Annotated in this window: 14 protein-coding genes, 2 tRNA genes and 1 pseudogene; all 17 read right to left on the reverse strand. The window is 36.8% G+C overall.

Going from position 1 to position 21,170, the window contains the following annotated elements:
• Positions 1-284 precede the first annotated feature (284 nt).
• Positions 285-2,396, reverse strand: coding sequence for a glutamine synthetase III family protein (locus G600_RS0110815; protein ID WP_027431933.1), 2,112 nt, complete (start codon positions 2,394-2,396; stop codon positions 285-287).
• A gap of 486 nt (positions 2,397-2,882) precedes the next feature.
• Positions 2,883-3,362 carry an S-ribosylhomocysteine lyase gene (locus tag G600_RS0110820; RefSeq protein WP_027431934.1) on the reverse strand — a complete coding sequence of 160 codons (480 nt, stop codon included), beginning with the start codon at positions 3,360-3,362 and terminating at the stop codon, positions 2,883-2,885.
• A 10-nt stretch (positions 3,363-3,372) separates the two neighbouring features.
• Positions 3,373-4,326, reverse strand: coding sequence for an NYN domain-containing protein (locus tag G600_RS0110825; protein ID WP_027431935.1), 954 nt, complete (start codon positions 4,324-4,326; stop codon positions 3,373-3,375).
• Between the two features lie 210 nt (positions 4,327-4,536).
• Positions 4,537-4,719 carry a DUF6472 family protein gene (locus tag G600_RS0110830; protein WP_027431936.1) on the reverse strand — a complete coding sequence of 61 codons (183 nt, stop codon included), beginning with the start codon at positions 4,717-4,719 and terminating at the stop codon, positions 4,537-4,539.
• A 36-nt stretch (positions 4,720-4,755) separates the two neighbouring features.
• Positions 4,756-6,498, reverse strand: coding sequence for an amino acid ABC transporter ATP-binding/permease protein (locus tag G600_RS16250; protein ID WP_081669475.1), 1,743 nt, complete (start codon positions 6,496-6,498; stop codon positions 4,756-4,758).
• A gap of 300 nt (positions 6,499-6,798) precedes the next feature.
• Positions 6,799-8,670: pseudogene (locus G600_RS16255) on the reverse strand (ABC transporter ATP-binding protein/permease); the annotation flags it as partial.
• 338 nt (positions 8,671-9,008) lie between these two features.
• Positions 9,009-10,919, reverse strand: coding sequence for an EAL domain-containing protein (locus tag G600_RS0110840; RefSeq protein ID WP_027431937.1), 1,911 nt, complete (start codon positions 10,917-10,919; stop codon positions 9,009-9,011).
• Positions 10,920-11,034: 115 nt separating this feature from the next.
• A complete protein-coding gene (locus tag G600_RS0110845) occupies positions 11,035-12,084 on the reverse strand; it encodes a cytidylate kinase-like family protein (protein WP_034246320.1) in 1,050 nt (349 codons plus the stop codon).
• A gap of 10 nt (positions 12,085-12,094) precedes the next feature.
• Positions 12,095-13,441: a sodium:proton antiporter gene (locus G600_RS0110850; RefSeq protein WP_034246323.1), complete on the reverse strand. Its 1,347-nt coding sequence runs from the start codon at positions 13,439-13,441 to the stop codon at positions 12,095-12,097.
• A 186-nt stretch (positions 13,442-13,627) separates the two neighbouring features.
• Positions 13,628-15,247 (reverse strand): hypothetical protein, encoded by a 1,620-nt coding sequence (locus G600_RS0110855; RefSeq protein ID WP_027431940.1) that lies wholly within the window; start codon positions 15,245-15,247, stop codon positions 13,628-13,630.
• Positions 15,248-15,256: 9 nt separating this feature from the next.
• Positions 15,257-16,006, reverse strand: a complete 750-nt coding sequence (locus G600_RS0110860; RefSeq protein ID WP_027431941.1) for a glycosyltransferase family 2 protein — start codon at positions 16,004-16,006, stop codon at positions 15,257-15,259.
• A 90-nt stretch (positions 16,007-16,096) separates the two neighbouring features.
• The gene (locus G600_RS0110865; RefSeq protein WP_027431942.1) at positions 16,097-17,164 is read right to left on the reverse strand and encodes a DUF3048 domain-containing protein; all 1,068 of its coding nucleotides are present in this window, start codon (positions 17,162-17,164) and stop codon (positions 16,097-16,099) included.
• 124 nt (positions 17,165-17,288) lie between these two features.
• Positions 17,289-17,375 (reverse strand) — tRNA-Leu (locus G600_RS0110870).
• A gap of 238 nt (positions 17,376-17,613) precedes the next feature.
• Positions 17,614-17,695 (reverse strand) — tRNA-Tyr (locus G600_RS0110875).
• Positions 17,696-17,921: 226 nt separating this feature from the next.
• On the reverse strand, positions 17,922-18,149 hold the full coding sequence (locus G600_RS0110880) for an acyl carrier protein (protein ID WP_027431943.1): 228 nt from the start codon (positions 18,147-18,149) through the stop codon (positions 17,922-17,924).
• A 114-nt stretch (positions 18,150-18,263) separates the two neighbouring features.
• On the reverse strand, positions 18,264-19,484 hold the full coding sequence (locus G600_RS0110885) for a diaminopimelate decarboxylase family protein (RefSeq protein ID WP_027431944.1): 1,221 nt from the start codon (positions 19,482-19,484) through the stop codon (positions 18,264-18,266).
• Between the two features lie 109 nt (positions 19,485-19,593).
• A complete protein-coding gene (locus tag G600_RS0110890) occupies positions 19,594-21,153 on the reverse strand; it encodes an amino acid adenylation domain-containing protein (protein WP_027431945.1) in 1,560 nt (519 codons plus the stop codon).
• Between the last annotated feature and the right edge of the window lie 17 nt (positions 21,154-21,170).

A 21,170-nucleotide genomic window follows, 5' to 3' on the forward strand; every position in this document is an offset into this window, starting at 1 on the left:
ATATACATAAAGAATAAGACCTGCAAGTTATCTTGCAGGTCTTATTCTTTATAATGGTTAAATCTAACTAGCTATACCATAGTAAAGCGGACATTCGGAATCCGCTTCGCTACTTCCTCATGAACGCAGTGGCACTTTGTGCCACCTGTCAGAAGGGGCTTTAACCCCTTCTGACACTAGTAAGCTTTATACCCCCGCTTAAAGCTTACGCTTTTGAAGCGGGGGATTGCTTACACTGCGTTCAAATGTAATTTATTAATTACTATTATATTCATAATCAATGATTAAACTTCAAAGATTAAATCCTCATACTGAGGGAATGGCCAGTATTCTTCATCAACAAGCATTTCAAGCTTATCAGCTGGCTTTCTAAGTTCATCCATTGCTGTCTTAACAACATCTCTGTAGAATACAGCCTGTTCCTTAGCACCTGTAACCTTAGCAGCCTTGCAAACAGCTTCTGATAACTTAGCCTGAGCTTCCTTAACAGCCTTAAGCTCTGTTGTAATATCTGCTAATAATTCCTTCTGAACTGAGTTATCGCAACCAACTTCTGCTACTGCAAGAGCTGAGTTAGCAACTTCTGTTGAGTAAGATACAACAGCTGGTACAATCTGCTTAGCAGCCATATCAAGCATTGTCTTAGCTTCGATGTTGATTGCCTTTGAGTAAGCTTCGTACTTAATTTCAGATCTTGATTCAAGCTCTGTCTTAGTAAATACACCGAATTCCTCGAATAACTTAACAGCCTTATCTGTTGTAAGAGCTGAAACAGCATCTACCATATTTCTGATGTTTGGAAGACCACGCTTCTCAGCTTCTGCTACCCATTCATCTGAGTATCCGTTACCGTTAAATACGATTCTATGATACTTTGTGAAGAGTTCCTTAATCTTGTCATGAATAGCCATATCAAGGTTTTCAGCCTTCTCTAATTCGTCGCAAACTTCCTTGAAGCTTTCTGCTACGATTGTATTTAATACTACGTTAGCTGGAGCAATTGAATCTGCTGAGCCAACCATTCTAAATTCGAACTTGTTACCTGTGAAGGCAAATGGTGATGTTCTGTTTCTATCTGTTGCATCCTTAGCAAGGTCTGGTAAAGACTTAACACCAGTCTTTAACTTACCCTTCTGGATTGAGCTTGTAGCATCACCCTTATCAATAAGCTGCATAACAACATCTTCTAACTGCTCGCCAAGGAACATAGAGATAATTGCTGGAGGTGCTTCGTTAGCGCCTAATCTGTGGTCGTTACCAACGTTAGATGCAGACTCTCTTAAAAGATCTGCATGTGTATCAACAGCCTTCATGATACAGCCTAATACTAATAAGAACTGAATGTTCTCATGTGGTGTCTTACCTGGATCAAGTAAGTTAACGCCATTATCTGTAGTCATAGACCAGTTATTATGCTTACCTGAACCATTAACGCCTGCAAATGGCTTCTCATGTAAGAGGCAAACTAAACCATGTCTATATGCAACCTTCTTCATAACTTCCATTGTTAACTGGTTGTTATCTGTTGCAATGTTACACTCTGCATAGATTGGAGCAAGCTCGTGCTGTGCTGGTGCAACTTCGTTATGCTGAGTCTTGGCTGAAACGCCAAGCTTCCATAATTCCTTGTTAACATCCTTCATGTATGCTGCAATTCTTTCACGAATAGCACCGAAGTAATGGTCATCTAATTCCTGACCCTTAGGTGGCATACCACCAAATAAAGTTCTTCCAGAGAATACTAAATCCTTTCTCTGTAAATACTTTTCTCTATCTACAATGAAATACTCCTGCTCAGCACCAACTGATGGTGTAACCTTAGTAGCTTCTGTATTTCCAAATAATCTAACTAAACGTAATGCCTCTTTATTAATGGCATCCATTGAACGAAGAAGTGGAGTTTTCTGATCAAGAGCTTCTCCTGTGTAAGAACAGAAAGCTGTAGGGATAATTAATGTTGCACCTGCAGCATCTTCTCTAACGAAAGCTGGTGATGTACAATCCCAAGCTGTATAACCTCTTGCTTCAAATGTAGCTCTTAAGCCACCTGATGGGAATGATGAAGCATCCGGCTCACCCTTGATTAATTCCTTACCAGAGAATTCCATTAAAACCTTACCATTAGACTTTGGTGCAGAAATAAATGAATCATGCTTTTCAGCTGTAGCACCTGTAAGTGGCTGGAACCAATGAGTATAGTGTGTTGCACCCTTCTCGATAGCCCAATCCTTCATTGCGTTAGCAACTACATCGGCATCTTCCTTACTTAATTCTTGCTTACCATCCATTGTTAAACGTAAATTCTTATATACGTTCTTAGGTAAACGCTCCTTCATAACTGTGTCGTTAAATACGTTCTCGCCAAAGATATCGGCTACATTGAATCTCTCACTCATAACTTCTTCACCTTTCTTGCTAATATTCTTAATTAAAAATAAGAACCTTTGTCCTTACATAGTCTACAAAACTTTAGAAAATTAATCAACTATGAAATTTTACAATTTTTAGGAAGAATGCTATAGGTTTTTTTGCATTATTTCCTACATATTGTGTACTTTATTTTCTTAACCTCATATCAGAAAATAAAAAGGCGCCACTAAACGAAAATTTAAAAAACTTTTCGAAAAGTGAACGCCATTGTTCTTATATTCAATATATTAGAATCTTAAATTCCTTCTTGTAGTACTTGTTGACTACATGTAATAAAATAACCTAAATCAGAAATCATTGCAAGTTATTTTCTAAAAAGCTTAGAATATTAATACATTCTCTTAAAAACCTTTTGATTCTTAATCAGTTTTTGAAAATGTACTTAAGAAAATATAGTCAGTCAATGACCCATAGCTTATCTTATTAGGCCTAACTTAATAATGTTAAGCAAACTACTGTGGATAGCTTAATCTATCGAGAGTTGGTCTATCTAAAACCTCAGACTTAAACTTTCTGATGTAGATTTTAGCTAGGTTTAAGTTGTTATCTAAATAGTTTCCGCAATCTCTTGGAGTAGCTCCTGGAATCTCATCATTGAAAGCCAATGCGAAATCTGCTGCTTCTCTTAAAACAGGAATAATGTCCTCAGACTTTAAGTCGCCTGCAAAAATTACATAGAAACCTGTTCTACAACCCATTGGTCCGAAGTAGATTGTCTTAGGTCCCCATTCTTCGTGGTTTCTAAAGAAAGTTGCCCAAAGATGTTCGATTGTATGTAAACCAGGATTATCCATAGGTGGCTCTACATTTGGTCTTGTAAATCTTAAGTCAAATGTAGTAATTGTCTCTGCTCCTACATGATCCTTTCTTGAAACATAAACTCCTGTAAGTAAATCTAAGTGGTTAACCTTAAAACTTGCTATCTTTTCCATTTTTAAAAAATTATCCTTTCTGTCCAGTAATAAATACCAGTTTTCTTCCGTCTACGCTTGCAATCTTTAGCACCTTAATTCCGTTTATAAACTTTGAAAGGGTTGAGTAACCATACTCTTTAACCTTAAAGTTAGGGAATTTGCTATGTATTCTCTGGCCTAGAGCGCCAAGCTCCATGCCTGTCTTTCCTGTCTGTCCTACGCTATCAACTGCAAAATCGATGACCTGCTTAAGGGCTGAGTCATCCTCGCGAAGGCTTACTACTACTGTGTTATTAACATTTTTAACATCAAATGCTTCTATTTCCTCGAGGAACTTAGAAAGCGAACTATATCCATAATTTCTTACATCGAAATCTGAATGCTTCTTCTGAAGACGACTACCAATCTCACCGAGACCTGTCTGGCGGCCCTTGTTATCATTTTCAGTAATAATCTCAATAATAGCGTTCTCAACCTTGTTCTGGGTAAGCACTATCTCTGGCTTCTTGGCCTTCTTCTTATCAATCTCAGTAACGTCATCGTCGTTTTGATCTAGCAACAATTCTAGATCTGTAAATACGGAGCAAGCAGCTCTAAAAGAACGTGGAGTCTTATTCTCCCCCATTCCAATGACCTCCATGCCGGACTCGCGAAGTCGGCTAGCAAGTCTAGTGAAATCGCCGTCGCTACTTACAATGCAGAAACCATCCACGCTGTGGGTATATAAAATGTCCATAGCGTCGATAATCAGTGTGGAATCCGTAGCGTTCTTACCCACTGTATTTCTAAACTGCTGAATTGGAGTGATTGAATTTTCCATAAGCTCCTTCTTCCACTTGCCAGCTTGTGTACTAGTCCAATCACCGTAAATTCTCTTATAAGTTATAACTCCATATTTTGTCATTTCATCTAAAATGCTACCAATATATTTAGACGAAATATTGTCTGAATCAATTAAAACTGCAAATCTTTTATCGTCCATATCCTTACCTCTACATTTAAACTTAAGTAGCAACCCCTAAAGGGCTTGCTACATTTGATGGAACATCAGCCATAAAAATCTTGCTTCGCAAGATGAGGCTGACGCTAGGTAGCACTTGCTAAAGCAAGTACTACATTTACAGGAACATCAAGCATTAGAATTGCCTTCGGCAATCAGCTTGACGCTAAGTAGCAACCCATAAAGGGCTTGCTACATCTGGTGGCGAACCACCTTGTATTCATCATTGCTTTGATAATATGGGCATTGTTTATACTTTGAATTTAATAATCTAGCATAGTCATCTTCGTCCATATTAACATCACAGACATATTCTTCTAATTCATCGTCAAAGACGAGATTATTGCAATAATCACAACTATACTGTGAAGCCATATTATCCTCCTTTTTACTAATATCTCTAGTAAATAATTACATAATAATTTTAGTATCCACTGCATTCATAGTGGACTCTCTATGGGAAACTATAATAATAGTCTTTCCCTTAGCCATCTTAGAAAGTGATTCTAAGATAATTCCCTCATTTAAGGAATCAAGATTAGATGTTGGTTCATCTAATAATATTATAGGTGCATCTGATAGGAATGCTCTTGCAAGACCTATTCTTTGCTTTTCGCCAGATGACAATCTCTCTCCTAATTCACCTATAACTGTATCATATGAATTATCTAAACCCTGAATAAATTCATGAATAGATGCCCTTTTAGCGGCTTCAATGATTTCTTCTCTACTAGCATTATATTTTCCAAATGCTATATTAGCTGCAATTGTATCATTAATAAGTTCAGTTTCCTGACTTACGAATGCTATATTAGTTCTAAGAGAAGCTGTATTAATCTGGTCTAAATTAGTTCCTGCAATAGTTATTTCACCTTTATTAGGCTTAAAATATCGCATAATTAGCTTTAGTAATGTTGATTTACCGCAGCCACTTTCTCCATGTATTCCAGTAATCTTGCCAGCCTCAAAAACTGCATTGTAATCACGTAGTATTTCTTTATCATTATACGCGAATGAAAGCTGACTTACAAGAATCTCATTTTTATTCTTAAACTTTTTATTAGAATCTTCATCTAATATTTCAAGGTCTTTTCCATCTAAAACATCCTTAGTTTCCGGCTCTTCCTCAATAATAGAAATAACTCTTTTAGCACTAGCAAAAGTCTGGTTTAAATTATTTGATAGTGATGAAAGAGCAACACATGGACCAAATGATGACATCATAGTTACTGTAGCTACTATGGCGTTGGCAAATGTAATATCACGGCTGCCAGCTAAATTTAGAGCCACTACAAACACTAAATAGGAAGCCACAAGAATTACCATCTCTGTCATCATACTTGAACTAGCTGCATAATTAGCTAAATCTTCCTGATAAAAAGATAATCTCTTAGATTCCTTAGCTAGTTTTAAACGTCTATTTAAACCATCTCCATACTGAATTGTCTCATCAATTCCCCTAATAGAGTCAAGATTTAGACTATTTAATTGGCCAAATATATCTCTTACCTTTTCTCCAGCATTTGAAGATAATTTACCATTAACTAAAGGAATAATTACAGCTACAATTATATAAGCAACAGCTGCAATAACTCCAAGAATCATAGAATAATGAGCAAGGAATATCACAGATATTAAACTTACAATAAAGGCAATTGCAACAGGGCTAATTGTGTGAGCATAAAAGACTTCTAATAGCTCAATATCTGATGTAATAATAGAAATAAGATTACCTCTCTCTTTATTATCTAACTTAGCTGGTGCAAGACGTCTTAAATTTTCAAAAACTTTATGTCTAATAATTGCCAATAATTTAAAGGCAATATAGTGATTACAATACTGCTCTGCATAGTGAAGGAAACCTCTTAATACAGCTATAATAATAAGAATTATACAAACTACATTTCTCTCCTTACTTGTAAGGCCACAAGTTATGCTTCCATATAGGCCAGTTACTGCATAAGAGCTACCCCAATTTTCAACAATTAAACCACTAGCAATTATAGAAAGGGAAATAGCTGCTAAATAACCTACGCTTCCTAGAAGGATTGCAAGTCCCATAATTCCCATAAGTGGTTTTGTAAGACTAGCTAATTTAGAAATTAGTGCTAAGTTACTAATTTCCTTAGGCTTTTTAATTTCGCTATTAATCATATTATGATTAGGATTATCTAGTTCGTCTTCTAGAGAATTCTTTCTATAGCTTAGATTTCTGTGATATTCAATATTATCAAAGTAATCTTTTTTAACATAGCTCTTAGTTTCATAGAGCTTATTATGAACTCTATTTAGCGCTTCTGCCCTTAACTGCTTTTCTTTTAGCGCTAATTCAATTTCCTCTTTTTGTCTTCTTTCTTCTTCTAATTTTTTAGCATTAGCTATTTCTTTAGCTCTGTCTTTATTTAAATCATCATATAGACAAACTCCAGCTCTAGCGTCAATCACTTTAATTTCAGAGTCTGATTTTTTCTTAAAATTCTCTAATTTAGCCTGGGCATCAAAAAGTCTAGCATAGGCACCATAATTCTCATCCTTAGTCTTATTATCATCTACATTAAGAATTAATTCCTGATGTTTACCAGCCTCCACAATTCTACCTTTATCAAGCATATAGATGCAATCAGAATCTACAACATTTTTTAATCTATGAGAAATTAAAAGCACTGTCTTAGTCTTAGCAATTTCCTTAATAACTCTCATTATGATTTCTTCACTTTCAGCATCAATATTAGATGTTGCCTCATCGAAGATATACATAGGAGTATCAGCTAAAAAGGCTCTTGCTACACATAGTCTTTGTGCCTGTCCCCCTGATAAATTAGTTGCTCTTTCATTAATCTTAGTATCAAGTCCATCTCGAAGCATAACTAGATTTTTAAGATTAACCTTCTCAAGGGCATCTAAAAGCTCTTCATCACTAGCATCTGACTTAGCCATAAGAAGATTGTCTCTAATTGTACCTGTAAAAATGTAGCTATTAGTTCCTACTAATGTAATATTAGAAGCTAAACTCTCAGGCTTGATGTCTGAAATATTCAAACCGTTAATTTTAATACTACCTGTAAAGTTTTTATGTTTAGCTGTAATTAAACTTGCCACTGTACTCTTTCCTGAACCAGATTCTCCAACTAAAGAAATAAAAGAACCTGCAGGAAGAGTTAAATCTAAACCATCTAAAATCTGTCGATTATTATCATAAGAGAATTTAAGATTCTCTATATTAACAAAAATTGATTCTGCCTTAGCATGTTTCATAAATGAAAGGCTTGCCTTATCTGATTTAGCTAATTCTTTATTGCCTTGCTTTGGCTCTGGCATATCAAGTAAATTAAAGATCTTATCTGATGCTGCCATGCCATTCATAGCTATATGGAAATACGAACCAAGTAATCTTAAAGGAATAAAGAATTCAGATGCAAGAAGAATAATTGAGAGTGCACCTGCTAATCCAATATTGCCATTAAAGTATTCCTTAATTGTTACTACCATTCCAACTGCTGCCCCACCATATGCAACAATGTCCATGACTGATGTAGAATTTAGCTGCATTGTAAGAACTTTCATTGTAATTTTTCTAAAATTACTAGCCTCTTCATCCATTTCCTTTTGCTTAATCTCATCTAACATATATAGTTTTAAACTTGTTAGAGCGTTGAGATTATCAAGGAAGGAATCTCCTAGTTTAGCATAGGCATCCCAATATTTACTAAGTAATCTCTTGGCAATTTTTTGAACAATTACAATTGAGATCGGTATTAAAGGAACAAATATTAATAAAAGCAAACTTGCCTTTAGACTTATATGACAAAGCACTAAAAAAAGAGTTATTGGAGCAATTAAGCTATAAAAAAGCTGTGGTAAATACTTAGCAAAATAAGTCTCTAATTGCTCAACTCCCTCTGTTTCTAGTTGCACAAGCTCTGCTGTTGATATCTGCTCTTTATAAGATGGTCCAAGTCTTAAAAGCTTGTCATATATTCTATCTCTTAAAAGCTTTTTTACATTGACACTTGCAAGAAAGTTTATTCTTTTTAGTAACTTAGCAGCAATCATTCTTATAGCTATAAGTAAACATAGTGTAAAAAGAACAATTCCTAGGGCTGTTAACTTGTAAGTTATTTTATTGGTATTAACAAACAATGCTTGAGTTACACTATCATTAGTAAAAAATAAAAATCCGTTATTATCAAAAACATCTGCTATAAAACTAGTTATTAAAAATATAGCTAGTATCTGTGCTACTAGTGAAACCCACTGAACTATAATATTAAGATAAATATACTTTTTAGAGTTAGAGAGTAGCTTTACTAATCTTGTCTTAATCATTTTATTTTCCTGTCTTTCTATATAAGTAATTTTTCTAAATTTCTTAACGATGCTTCGTTCAATATAATCCCATAACAATAATCAACCTTTCATAAATATCCACATTATAATACCACCTTTAATAGGATATTAACAATTATTATTTTCTCCATATTAAGGTGGTATTCCTTTAAGTTTTTTAATTTTCAAGTCTCGCTCGCGAGTCTTGCGCGCCGGATTCGGGTCTGCTTCAGCAGACAAATTCCTGTCCGAATCCGTGCGCATCCTCGCGGAACGTTTAACTCAGTCGGAGCTTGTACTCCGACTGAGTTAAAAATGTATCATAGGGCCACAACACACTAGTTTATTCCATTATACTTCTTCACATATTCCACGAACTCATCCTCAGGAATAGGTCTTGAGAAGTAAAAGCCCTGACAATAATCGCACTCTAGGGACTCCATAAGCTCCTTCTGTGCCTTTGTTTCTACGCCCTCTTGAACAATCTTTCTGCCCATACGCTTACCCATCTCAATGGTATTCTTAAGCATAATCATGGCCTCTTCGTTCTCCTCTGCTCTCCAAAGAATCTCTCTATCAATCTTTAATAGCTTAAAATCAATATTAAAGACGCTACTCATACTAGCAAAGCCAGTACCAAAATCATCAATAGAAGTTGCAAAGCCAATTTCACGAAGCTTGCTAATTGTCCGTTTCATAACCTCTGTATTCTCGACGGCTGCTGTCTCTGTAATTTCAAGGTTTAGCATGTTCACGTCGATGTTATATTTTCTCATAATATCAATGAACTTATCGGTTAAGTCTCGCTGCATACACTGCACAGGAGATAAATTAACCTCGATATAGTCAATTCCAAGACTCTTTAGGTCTCTTTCGCTTAAGAAGCGGCACACATCCTCAAAGACAAATTCGCCGATGCCAATGATGGCTCCATTCTTCTCAGCAGTTCTAATAAACTCCTCAGGATTAATAGCCCCAATCTCTGGGTCGTAAAGTCTAAGTAAGGCCTCTGCCGACTTAATCTTGTTGTGCGCTCTATCCCAAATTGGCTGATAGTAAACCTTGAAATTATTAGAAATCAAAGCTCGTCTAACGGCCTGCTCAATCTTTAATCTACGCTTTAACTCCTCAAGTCCCTTTCCTGAGACAAAGGTTACTCTTGAACCATTGCCAGTCTCAGAATAGCCAAGAAGTAAAAGCTCCTCCACGCGGTTTAGGTTATCTGGCACATGAACCTCATAGACTATAGCATTATATTCTATATCAATGTCATTAACCTTCCAAGCCTCTCTAAATCTAGTGTTTAATACGTAGGAAACATATTCGGCTTTGTTATTCTCCTGACCTGTAAGGACAATTGCGAATACGCCTACATTTAAAGAATAAACCCTAGCCTGCCTATCCACAGTCTTTAGCCAAGTAGCGATATTAAATAAACTCTCGTTAATCTGATCAATACCAAGAACAGACATGTAACCTTCTATATTAGTAAGCTTAAGCATTATAACGCTAAACTTGTTGTCACTATCAATTAAAAGCTTCACATCTCGCTTAAAGGTGTTGCGGCTATATACGTCATACTCTGATACCTTGTGGCTTGCCTCATCATCAAGACTAATCATAACAGACATATAAACCACTGCCTGCACGAATAACTCGATTAAAAGATGTGGGTAAAAATACTGCACAATAACGGAAACTATTCCACTCCAGATAAAGAGAGACAACATAATCACCATCTTAAGCCTAATAGACTTAAAGTAGATAATCATGTGTACCAAAAAGAATATTAAATAAAATAATGTCACACCGTATATGCAAATCATAAGTATTTCTCTGTGATAGCCGTAATTACTATCAAAAGAGAATACTAGATTGTGGAATCTGTTAGTTATAAGAAGTACAAAATTTACAAAATAAGGAATGAGAAGTAGATTGTACTTCTTCTTATTAGTCTTATAAAAAGCGCCAGAAATCATATTGGCGTAAATGTAATACTGATATGGCACGAAATTATGAATTAGCAAATATAAATTGTTGCAGGTATATAAAAGAGGGAGTGGTATGCAACCCTTATTATTTACTGCAACCGAGAAAATGATATCTAAAGCCGCACAAATAAGACCGTTAATAACGATCCAGAAAAACATCTTATTCTCATCTCTATCTCTGTCTTTAATGACAAACATGCAGCCCATTACAATTAAACTTATAATAATTGCACATATATCAAAATCAAAATTATACATATACTACCTCTAAGAACGCCCATAAATCAAAAGGTGATGCTAATAAAAAGCATCACCTTATCACTAATATTATAACAAATTAATTGTATAGATTCTATAATTCTTTATCAAATTTTTAACAGTTTTCTGTTCTTGTAAGCATATCTGCAATTAAATCCACAGATCCTGCAATTCCGTATCTAGAACTATTTAAGCAGAAATCATAATTATTAGCTTCGTCCCAGTCCTTACTTGTATAATACTTGTAATATCTGTTTCTAAACTTATCGACCTTTCTTAAGTGCTTTCTAGCAGTCTTATAGTCAGTTCCGTTAATTTCCATCATTCTCTTAATACGCTCATCTTCTGGCGCTGTAATGTAGATACTAACGTGAGGGATGTGGTTATTAGTAAGAATGGCATCCGCGCATCTACCCATAACAACGAAGTCCTCACTCTTTGAAATATCGCAAAGAATTTCACTGATTTTAAAGAAAACTGCATCCTTTAATGGAAGACCATGATATCTGTTGAGATTCTTTAAAAGATATCTTAACTGATCTGAGTTCTTCTCATAGAAGACACTATGCTTCTTTCTATCATACTTGTAACCCTTATCCTTGGAATTCTGAATTTCGTTAACGTTTCTTCCTTCCTCAAGGTTACTAATAACTTCCTGGAAGATTTCTGCATCGTAGAAGTTACATTTTAACTTATCAGCAAGCGCAAAACCGATTTCAGTACCTGCGCTACCATAAGTTCTGTTTATGCAAATGATACGATGATGCTTAACACCTGCATCAACCGCATTACTTACGTCACATAATTTAGCTGCTTCATAATCAAGAATTTCTACCTGACCAAAGCCTGGAGACATAGTTGAGATTTCTTTTAAAATGCTATCGTATTCCTTCATAATCTCTTTCCAAGCCTGGTGGTCTCTCTGCTTGATTGTACGAGCCATGTTACCAATTAAGGCTACCATACTTCTTAGGGCATGAGATTTATTACCCTCTGTCATAGTCTCCATAATCTCTTCAACTGATGTTGTTCTATCATCACTAAATAAGCGACCAAGTTTAGAACCTGTTGCTTCGTAAACTTTTTTATCTAAGTCATAAATCTGCTCAGCTAACTTTGCAAGATCAGACTTAGTAATTTCTTTCTGTGTCATATTATCACTCATATTCCACCTCCTATAAGAAGAAGACTAAAGTATCAAGAATGAACACTGGCACTAGAATACCAATAGACCATTTCATATAACCAAAGAAGCTTGGCATTCTGATACCATTTTCGTCTGATATTGATTTGATCATAAAGTTAGGTGCATTACCGATGTATGTGTTAGCTCCCATAAATACGGCACCACATGAGATTGCAAGTAACATATGAGCTGGAATTATACCAACTGTTGTTGCAATACCTGATGTGTAACCAAGTGTACCTGCGGCAGTTAAGAATACAAGGTAAGTTGGTGTGTTATCAAGGAAACTTGAAAGTGCACCGGTTGTCCAGAACATTTGCATAGGCTTTGTAAGGCCAAGGTCTGGACCTACTGACTTAAGTAATGTAAGAGCTGGTGCCATAGTAATAAAGATACCAATGAAAAGAATTGCTACTTCTTCGATAGCGCCCCATGTGAAATGGTTTCTCTCTCTGATTTCCTTATTAGTAGTCTTAAATGAAAGGAAGGCAGCAACTAAGATAATTACACACTCAATCATAGCTGGGAATGTAAATGTAACTTCGCCTAAAATGTGAATACCAAGTACAGCTCCCTCTGCATCCTGGAATGCAGGAAGTGTAGGTAAAACACCACTTAAGATAACCGCTACAACGATCATTACTAAGAAAATTAAATTGTGAAGTCCTGAGAACTTAATCTCTGTTCCGGCCTTTGAAAGGTCAGGTCTACGACCTCTTGCTAAATCTCTCTTATATCTCTTTCTATCAATAAAATAGAAGATAACAGAAAGAACTGCTAAATTAAATATGAAAACTGGGAATAGATTCAAGCTCCAAAAGAATGGTACACCACGCATAAAGCCCATTAAAAGTGGTGGATCACCCATAGGTGTTAGGGCGCCTCCAAGGTTACTGATCATGAAAATGAAGAAAATCATGATGTGTCCCTTATGACGTCTCCAAGAATTCATCTTGATTATAGGTCTAACCATAAGCATTGATGAACCTGTGGTACCGATGATACTTGAAAGAAATGTTCCAATTATAAGTAATATAACATTAACTCCTGGCGAACCGGCTAGGTCACCGTCAAAAGAAATATTACCTGCTACACAATAAAGTCCAAATAAAAGGACGATAAAAGTAAGATAGTCTCCGAAGAAACTCTCCAATACAGACTCAGCTGTCCCCACAATACTGTTACTGATTGTAAAAAGAATTGCAAATACAATAATCCAGAATGCGACAGCGATGGCCTTGTACTTTTCCCACCATTCTGCATTAAAGATAGGAAAAAGTGCTATACATAGCAATAACCCTACGAATGGTAAGCACAATACGATTGAATTAACCATAAAAATCCTCCTAAAGATCGATTACTAAGCGTAATCTACTTTCTCTAGCTTACAATTGTTGTATTATCCTCTTATATAAAGATAAAGTCAACAAGTTTACTGATAATAATTTCCCCATATATATTTTTCACATTAACCCACAGTTGATTATTATATATTGTAAAACTTTTTCGTGTAAGTATCAATTTACAAATATTTCTTTCCAAAAAATATACATTTGCAAATCTTTTCCAATATTTCTGGACTATTCTTAGTGAAATTTGCATCGTAAGGAGTGATAAAAAGCGCTATAGCCCCAAGTATTGTAATAATGCAAAGATACGCTATAAATTGCCTTATATCATTCTTATGTTTCTTACTAGCCGTGGCCTCAAGACTTGCAAGGCAGATAAAGGCATTGATTCCCATAAGTAATAGGAAATCTAGCTTGTATCTTTCAAGCAGGTAAGGGGTCCAGCACACAGAAAGCACTGTAATCACAATAGGCAAGGCAAAGAGCCAAAGGCTAAAGCCGTAAAGCCCCTCCTTCTTTAATTTATATGAAGCTCTTTTTGAAAATGCAGCAAAAACTGCAATTAGTATCGGAAATTCAAACAATACCCCCGAAAAGCCTACAAAAGGAAAGCTCTCCTTTATAGTCTTAAAACTAATGAAGTTATAAACAAGTCCGTTTAGCACATCAATTAGATTGAAGCGTTTGAAAATGTTACCGTAGGCCGATTGGTCTGTCACTGTCATTTGATAAGACTGTCCAAATTCAAAAGGATTATGGAAACGTAGGTAGTTGTAAAGCATAAGAGCTAGGGCTACAAGGAGGTATGGTAGGGCTGCAATGCAGAGGTTACGTAAGATTGTAACCGGGCCGCGGCCTGCTGCCTTGCTTGCTGCGGGTGAAACTAAGTCGCCATTCTCGCAGGCAGCTTCGCCGCAAACCTCCACTCGGCCGCCGACTTCATAATCTCCTGCCCTAAACTTCTTCACATATATAATTATAAAAGGAATCACCGCAAGGCTTGCTAGTCCTATTGTTGGTCTTGAGCCCCAAACTAAGGCGCCACAAAGAGAGCCAAGGATTGCATCCTTTATAACTTTCCAATTCTTTTTTTGTAAAAAAACGCCATGAATAAAGAAATAAAAACTCCAAATCTGAAAAGCCAAACCACAAGAAATAGCTGTGCAGTAAAGCTCTGGCGCATCAAGAATATACCAGACGCTAAGGACTGATACAGTAACAGATAATAGAGAAACTAGGCTTGCGGGAAGCTTTTTAAAGAAAAGCCTTTGTAACATTTTCAAAAGGAAGAAGATTCCTAGAACGATAAAGATTACAAAAATCCTAGTTACTATGATTGTTGGCAGGCTCATACCTGTAATTAACTTAAAAGGTAGGAATAGAAGAATCACTGGCACTACTCCAAAGTAGACATAGTAGTGGCCCTCAAAATAAGCGCTATCCCAGTGAACGGATATGTCGTTTAGCTTACGCACCTGATAGTCGTAAGGATTAGATAGGGCTTCTAGCTTTGGGTCCACGTCGTAATCTAGATATAAGTGGCCCTCAAGGAAGCTATCAGCCAAAAGCTCATACTGGTCGTGGTGATTATTATTAACCCCATTCCAGCTGTTGCTAAGCCCCATTGGGAGCTGGAGAACTAATATAGTTACTAGCATTATGGAAAGCTCAATTCCCTTTTTAAAAGTGGAATTAAGGCTAACATTTTCTTTGAATAAAAACGACCTCTTGTTAAAGATTGCAAAAAGTCCTAATAGAATTCCCCAAAACAAAATACTAGTAACTATATACATAGGCGTCCCCTACCTTTTCTCATCATAATAATGTAAAAAATAAACCCTGTAAAAAATCTTCCAAGTATCTAAAAATACATGCCAAGCGTCCTTTAAACCGATTCGGTTGGCGTTCTTCTCTCTAACAAACACAACCTCTACTGGCATCTGTGCAATCTTTGCCCCTCTTCTGTGAACCGCCACTAAAAGCTCGATATCATAAGCAAAACCTGCGGTTCTAATTAAATGGCCTACGGGCTTGATTGCTGAAGCCTTAAAGACCTTGATTCCTGTCTGTGTATCCTTCACATTTAGGTGGAAAAGCACAAGCAGCATAAGGTAGTAACCCATGCTTATGACCTTTCGCTTGAAAGGATATTTTAGTTTAGAATCTTTATGAAATTTACAGCCAATGACTACGTCCTTGTTGTCTCTTAGCATCTTCTCTAAGTAGCCCTCAAGCTGCATTGGATTTAGCTCCAAATCCGCATCAAGAAATGCGATATATTCTCCATCGGACTGCATAACCCCCGCCATGATTGCATTACCCTTGCCTCTATTCTTACCGTAAGAGACAGGTCTAATGCGAGAGTCTTCCTTTGCTGCCCTCTTTATCTCCTTTAATGTATTATCTTTGCTACCATCATTTACCACTACAATTTCAAAATCCTCTACAAAAGATGACACAATACTAATAGTCTTCATCAAGCTCTCATAGATTAGTTTTTCCTCATTATAGGCCGGCATTACAACTGATAACTTCGCGCCTAAATCTACCATATTAAATGTCCTTCTTAAAAAAATGAGTACTGCATATCGTACAGTACTCATTATATCAATTCTTAATTTATCTTGCTACAGTTTTTGAAACTATTCAATAGTCAGGCCTTCGCTAGTTGGATGAAGCTCAACATAAGTTCTACCATCGGAAAGCTCAATTTCTTCACCTGTTGCAGCATTAGTATAAACAGTCTGAGCATACCTATCAGCCTTAGACCAGTTGATTGGAATTGCGCTACCATTTGTAATATAATAGCCAGTTCCTGAGCCAGTTGTGTAAATGTCTAAGCAGTAGTTATCTGACATGTAGCCATAGCTTATGTTCTGAACGATGATGTTCTTTGCTGTGAAGTTCTCGCCTGTGCCATAGTCAGAGGCTGTTGTGCCATTATTAGCTCTTGTGTATTCCTTAGTTGTTTGGTCATATGAAAATGTAGTCGTCTGGGCGCCGCCAATAGTTACCTTGACGTTAGTTGCTGGAAGGGCGCCTTCCACTCCACTTAGCTCCACATCTGAAACATTGTAGTTAAATACTAAAGTGTCCTCAGCAGAATCTGCTTCCATATTAAATCCCTTAGTGTCTCTTGCATACTCAAGTAGCTTAAGAGTTGATGTATAAGCTGTATGCTCTGTTGCCAGGTTCTTTGGATTCTCTCTCCAGAAAGGAGAATCATACATACCATTAATGTCGTCAATGCCTGTTGAAGAAATCTGAGAAATAGCCCAGTCACTTCCACCAAAATGAACAAATATGGCATCTGACTCAAAACAGTAATCTAACATGTTGTGTCTCGCACTTCTTACAGTTCCTACCTGTAAGTCTTCCTCTACATCCTTAAAGAAGGCAAGAAGTCTTGTCTGACCACCTTCTACTGGAATCTCGTAAATTAAAAAGGCCTTGTTTAGGCCACGCTGTACTGTAGTTGCAGGATAGACGTTGTTAATAGAAATGGCAAATGGTCTTGTCTTTGAATTAACGTCTACTACATCCACTACTTCAGGCGCTTCTGTCTGCTCCTGTGTTGTCTCCTCTGTCTCTGTCTCTGTCTCTGTTTCCGCTTCTTGTGCTTTTTTCTTACCGCAAGCTCCAAGATTTAAAATCATCATTGAAGAAAAAAGACATACTAGGAGTAAAGATAACAATCTCTTAACTTTCATAAAAGCCCTCCCCCTCTATTCATATTTTAATTTTACTATTAATAATATTTTCTGTAAAGTGGGAGAAAAAAAAGGACTACAAACTAATTTGTAGTCCTTTTGTCTTATTATTACAAAAATGTAATGCCGGCAACGGGAATCGAACCCGTATGGGAGTATAAGTCCCGCAGGATTTTAAGTCCTGTGCGTCTGCCAGTTCCGCCACACCGGCATAACTGCTCACTGAGCAATCAACTTGTTCTTGAGTACCCTCAAGACCTTAGTTATATTATCACGAGATTGAAGCTTCGTCAACCTAAAATTAGGAAATCTTGCGATATTTTTATACATGTTAAACTGGCGTAGCCTAAGTTATCCTAGCGATGCATCAATGTCTCGCTCTTGGGAAAAAGATCTTACGATCAACAAGACAACTAAGAATGCTTTACTACCTGCAGAATACATGCAAATGGGCGGAGAAGGATTCGAACCTTCGAAGGCAGTGCCAGCAGATTTACAGTCTGTCCCCTTTGGCCACTCGGGAATCCACCCATGTACTCAAATAAGCAATTATTAAGTTAATTCAAGGCAATAAGCTTTACTGCCTCAAACGTTTGCAAGTTTACCATAACAAAATATAGTATGCAATACATTTTCAAAGGCTTTCATAAATCTTTCACTTTTTTCACAAAGTTGACACAGACTTGACAATACAGTTTGTGGTTTATATACAAAAATGTGTATGGAATTGCATTGCAAAACCATACACATTTTAAGATTAATCTTCCTGCAATCTTTCAACCATTGCTAAAAGACCTGCAGCGCTATTAAAGTTATCTGGGATAATTTCGCTAGCTGGAATTGAAATATCATACTCATCTGTAAGAGCTGAGATGATCTGTAAAATATCAAATGAATCTAAAATGTGATCATCAATAAGTGTTGTGCAATTTTCAAAATCTACATCTTCCTTAACGTCCTGTAAAATTTCAATAAGTTCTTCCATAGTTTTCCTTCGACTTTAAAAGTCTATCCTTTCTAATAATTAATTTTGTAAAAAATTTACCTAGTAAGCTTTATACCCCCACTTTAAGCTTACGCTTTTGAAGCGGGGGATTGCTTACACTGCGTTCATAGAATTGATTTCGTAGCTTTCTAGATAATCTCTTACTAACTTAGCGTTTCCATCCCACAATACTACTCGAGGAAGGGTTCTACTAAGGAATAGATAAATACCTTCTGTAATAGAGTACGCTCCCATGTTAGAGAATGCAAGTACATCTCCCATATTTAATTCAAGGGGAAGCTGACTTACAATAATATCGTTTGTGGTACATAAGCTACCATATAAACAATAAGCCTTTTTTGTGGCATTTTCTTGAACATCCTCTAAAGAGCTTATAAATTCCTTAGTGTTTAGATTAGCCACCACAGGAACTTTCATACCCATCATCTGGCCGTAGTAATTTACGTGATTAAGGCCGCCGTCAATAAAGGCATAGTTAATGTCCTTGTTAGTCTTCATATCCACGATAGAAGTTAGATAATAACCGCATTCAGTGGCAATAAAACGTCCCATCTCAATAGTTAGTTCATAACCCTTAGCTGCCAAAGCCTTTAGGCCTTCGCTAATCTCCTCAAGGGATTCGTAGCTGTTAGTGCTGTCATCTTCTGCAAAAATTGGCACTCTAGCCCCTGGGCCATACTCAACCCTTTCCATCTTAAAGCCATGGTCTTTTTCTATAATTTCAAGGATTTCTGCTAATTTATCAAGCTCCTTTAACTGCTTTCTAGCATGCTTTTTCTGGGTACCTGTAAAGAAATGAAGTCCTTTTATTTCAATTTTGTCAAACTTGTCACGGTTATCAATTAGATAGAAAAGGTCTTCCTTGCTCATACCAAACTGGTTGCCGCCGTTAAGTCTAGGAATTAAATTTACCTTGTGGTCTGCGTGTTTCTGGATATATTCCACCTGACGAAGGGATTCCGCTGTGAAAGTGGCAATGCTTCTTTGCTCTTTATCTACTCCTACCCCGTATTCAAGGGCGCGGATTACATCCTTTTCTGTCTTACAGACACCTGAGTAAATGATCTTACTTGGATCAACCTTATACTTTGCGCAAAGTTCTAACTCTCCCGGAGAGCAGACCTCAAGACCATCCACAAGGTCCACAAGCTCTGTTGTAAGGAAGGGATTTGCCTTGATTGAATAAACAAGACCTACTTGTTCTCCAATAATATGTCTGATTTTTTCAATTCTTTCCTTTAATGCTTTTATGTCAAAAACGTATGTTGGGCTGCCATATTCATCGGCAACTGCTTTTAGTTCTTCTAAGTTCATGATGTCCCTCTTTCTTTTGATTTAGCTGGCGCAGACGCTGGCCGCGATAAGCTGCTGGCGCGCAGGTGTTGCCTCAAGGCACTATTGGCGCGCCGACGCCGGGTGGCAATTACAAGCCTGCCACCTGCTTTAATGCATTTCTATCTATCTTGCCATTCTTTGTCATTGGCATTTCATCAATCATAATTACCTTATTAGGTATCATATAAGATGGTAAATCTTCTCTAAGCTCTTCAAGGAGCTCCTTCTTGTCAGCATCACCCATGACAAAGAGAAGGATTTTCTTCTTATTATTATCGTAAAGGCAGCATGTTCTTTCTACCTTATCCTTTGAGCTAGCAGCTACCTCGATTTCTCCAAGCTCAATTCTTTGACCCATGTGCTTAACCTGGAAATCTTTACGAGATACGTAGTATAGAAGACCCTCTTCATCGTAACGACCTAGGTCTCCGGTTCTATACATCATCTCAAGGAATTCGTGGTTAGCTGGGTTAGGCATGAAGGCCTTAGATGTCTTATCCTTATCCTTATAGTAACCAAGAGCTAAGCAAGCACCTGCAACGCAGATTTCTCCCACTTCTCCGGCAGTTGTAATTTCCTCGTCGTTATCATTAAGCAAGAATACATGCTCATTCTCAAAGGCTCTACCTGCAGGAATAACCTCCTTTAGGTCATAGTCTCTATCTACCACATGATATGTGCAGTTACATGTAATCTCTGTTGGGCCATAGACGTTGACATAAGTAGCCTCTGGAAGATACTTCTTCCACACATTTAGCTGCTTAATTGGCATAACCTCGCCTGAGAAGATAACCTTCTTAACGCTAGTTGGCACCTTATAGCCAAAACCATTCATAATAGATACAAAGCACATGGCACTAACTGCCCATACTAAAACTGTTGGCTTTCTCTCAACTAGGTAATCCATAAGTGCTGTTGGATTTGAAAAATAACTTCTAGGGATGATGTTAACCGTTCCACCTACAGATATTGATGCAAATATATCTTTAACGGATACGTCAAAATCAAAAGGAGCCTGGTTTGCCCAAATGTCGTTTTTATTCAAATCAAAAGTCTTAGTAAAGACTTCAATAAAGTCAATAATAGAAGCGTGTCCTACTACCACACCCTTTGGTGTGCCTGTACTTCCGCTAGTAAAGTTTACATAAACTGGATCATTTGAAAGAGCTGTATGTCTTATTTTTACAAGTTTTTCTCTATCAATTAAATCCTCATAACTCTTAGTTTCTAATTCCTTACGTACATCAGAAAGGAGAGTTTCAAGGCTAATGATCTTAGTATTAGGATAGCTTGAAAACATGCTAATAGCCTCGGCATAGTTCTCATCATCAGTAAAGATAATCTTAGGCATTAAGGTTTCAATTACCTTAGTCTGTCTAGTCTTAGGGCTTCTTAAATCAATAAAAGAATAAAAGGCACGAGACTTTAAAGTAGCAAACATACCTACCGTTGCATCTACACATTTTTCAAGGTAAAAGGCAATCGCCTGTCTTTCTTTAACATCTTCGTCTCTAATTAAGATGCTTGCAATAATATCACTTTCTAGGTCTAAATCTTTGTAAGTTATAGTGTTTTCTACATCTGCAAATGCTATCTTATCCGGATAGTTTGTTGCGGATTTTTCTAACCATTCTAATACATTATTCATTAAACTTTCCTCTTCTC

The sequence above is a fragment of the Lachnospira multipara ATCC 19207 genome (assembly GCF_000424105.1).
GTDB lineage: Bacteria > Bacillota > Clostridia > Lachnospirales > Lachnospiraceae > Lachnospira > Lachnospira multipara.

Bases quoted from the DNA above. Each gene is read 5' to 3' on its own strand.
- G600_RS0110815 (WP_027431933.1), bottom strand. From the start codon at position 2,396: ATGAGTGAGAGATTCAATGTAGCCGATATCTTTGGCGAGAACGTATTT.
- G600_RS0110820 (WP_027431934.1), bottom strand. From the start codon at position 3,362: ATGGAAAAGATAGCAAGTTTTAAGGTTAACCACTTAGATTTACTTACA.
- G600_RS0110825 (WP_027431935.1), bottom strand. From the start codon at position 4,326: ATGGACGATAAAAGATTTGCAGTTTTAATTGATTCAGACAATATTTCG.
- G600_RS0110830 (WP_027431936.1), bottom strand. From the start codon at position 4,719: ATGGCTTCACAGTATAGTTGTGATTATTGCAATAATCTCGTCTTTGAC.
- G600_RS16250 (WP_081669475.1), bottom strand. From the start codon at position 6,498: ATGATTAATAGCGAAATTAAAAAGCCTAAGGAAATTAGTAACTTAGCA.
- G600_RS0110840 (WP_027431937.1), bottom strand. From the start codon at position 10,919: ATGTATAATTTTGATTTTGATATATGTGCAATTATTATAAGTTTAATT.
- G600_RS0110845 (WP_034246320.1), bottom strand. From the start codon at position 12,084: ATGAGTGATAATATGACACAGAAAGAAATTACTAAGTCTGATCTTGCA.
- G600_RS0110850 (WP_034246323.1), bottom strand. From the start codon at position 13,441: ATGGTTAATTCAATCGTATTGTGCTTACCATTCGTAGGGTTATTGCTA.
- G600_RS0110855 (WP_027431940.1), bottom strand. From the start codon at position 15,247: ATGTATATAGTTACTAGTATTTTGTTTTGGGGAATTCTATTAGGACTT.
- G600_RS0110860 (WP_027431941.1), bottom strand. From the start codon at position 16,006: ATGGTAGATTTAGGCGCGAAGTTATCAGTTGTAATGCCGGCCTATAAT.
- G600_RS0110865 (WP_027431942.1), bottom strand. From the start codon at position 17,164: ATGAAAGTTAAGAGATTGTTATCTTTACTCCTAGTATGTCTTTTTTCT.
- G600_RS0110880 (WP_027431943.1), bottom strand. From the start codon at position 18,149: ATGGAAGAACTTATTGAAATTTTACAGGACGTTAAGGAAGATGTAGAT.
- G600_RS0110885 (WP_027431944.1), bottom strand. From the start codon at position 19,484: ATGAACTTAGAAGAACTAAAAGCAGTTGCCGATGAATATGGCAGCCCA.
- G600_RS0110890 (WP_027431945.1), bottom strand. From the start codon at position 21,153: ATGAATAATGTATTAGAATGGTTAGAAAAATCCGCAACAAACTATCCG.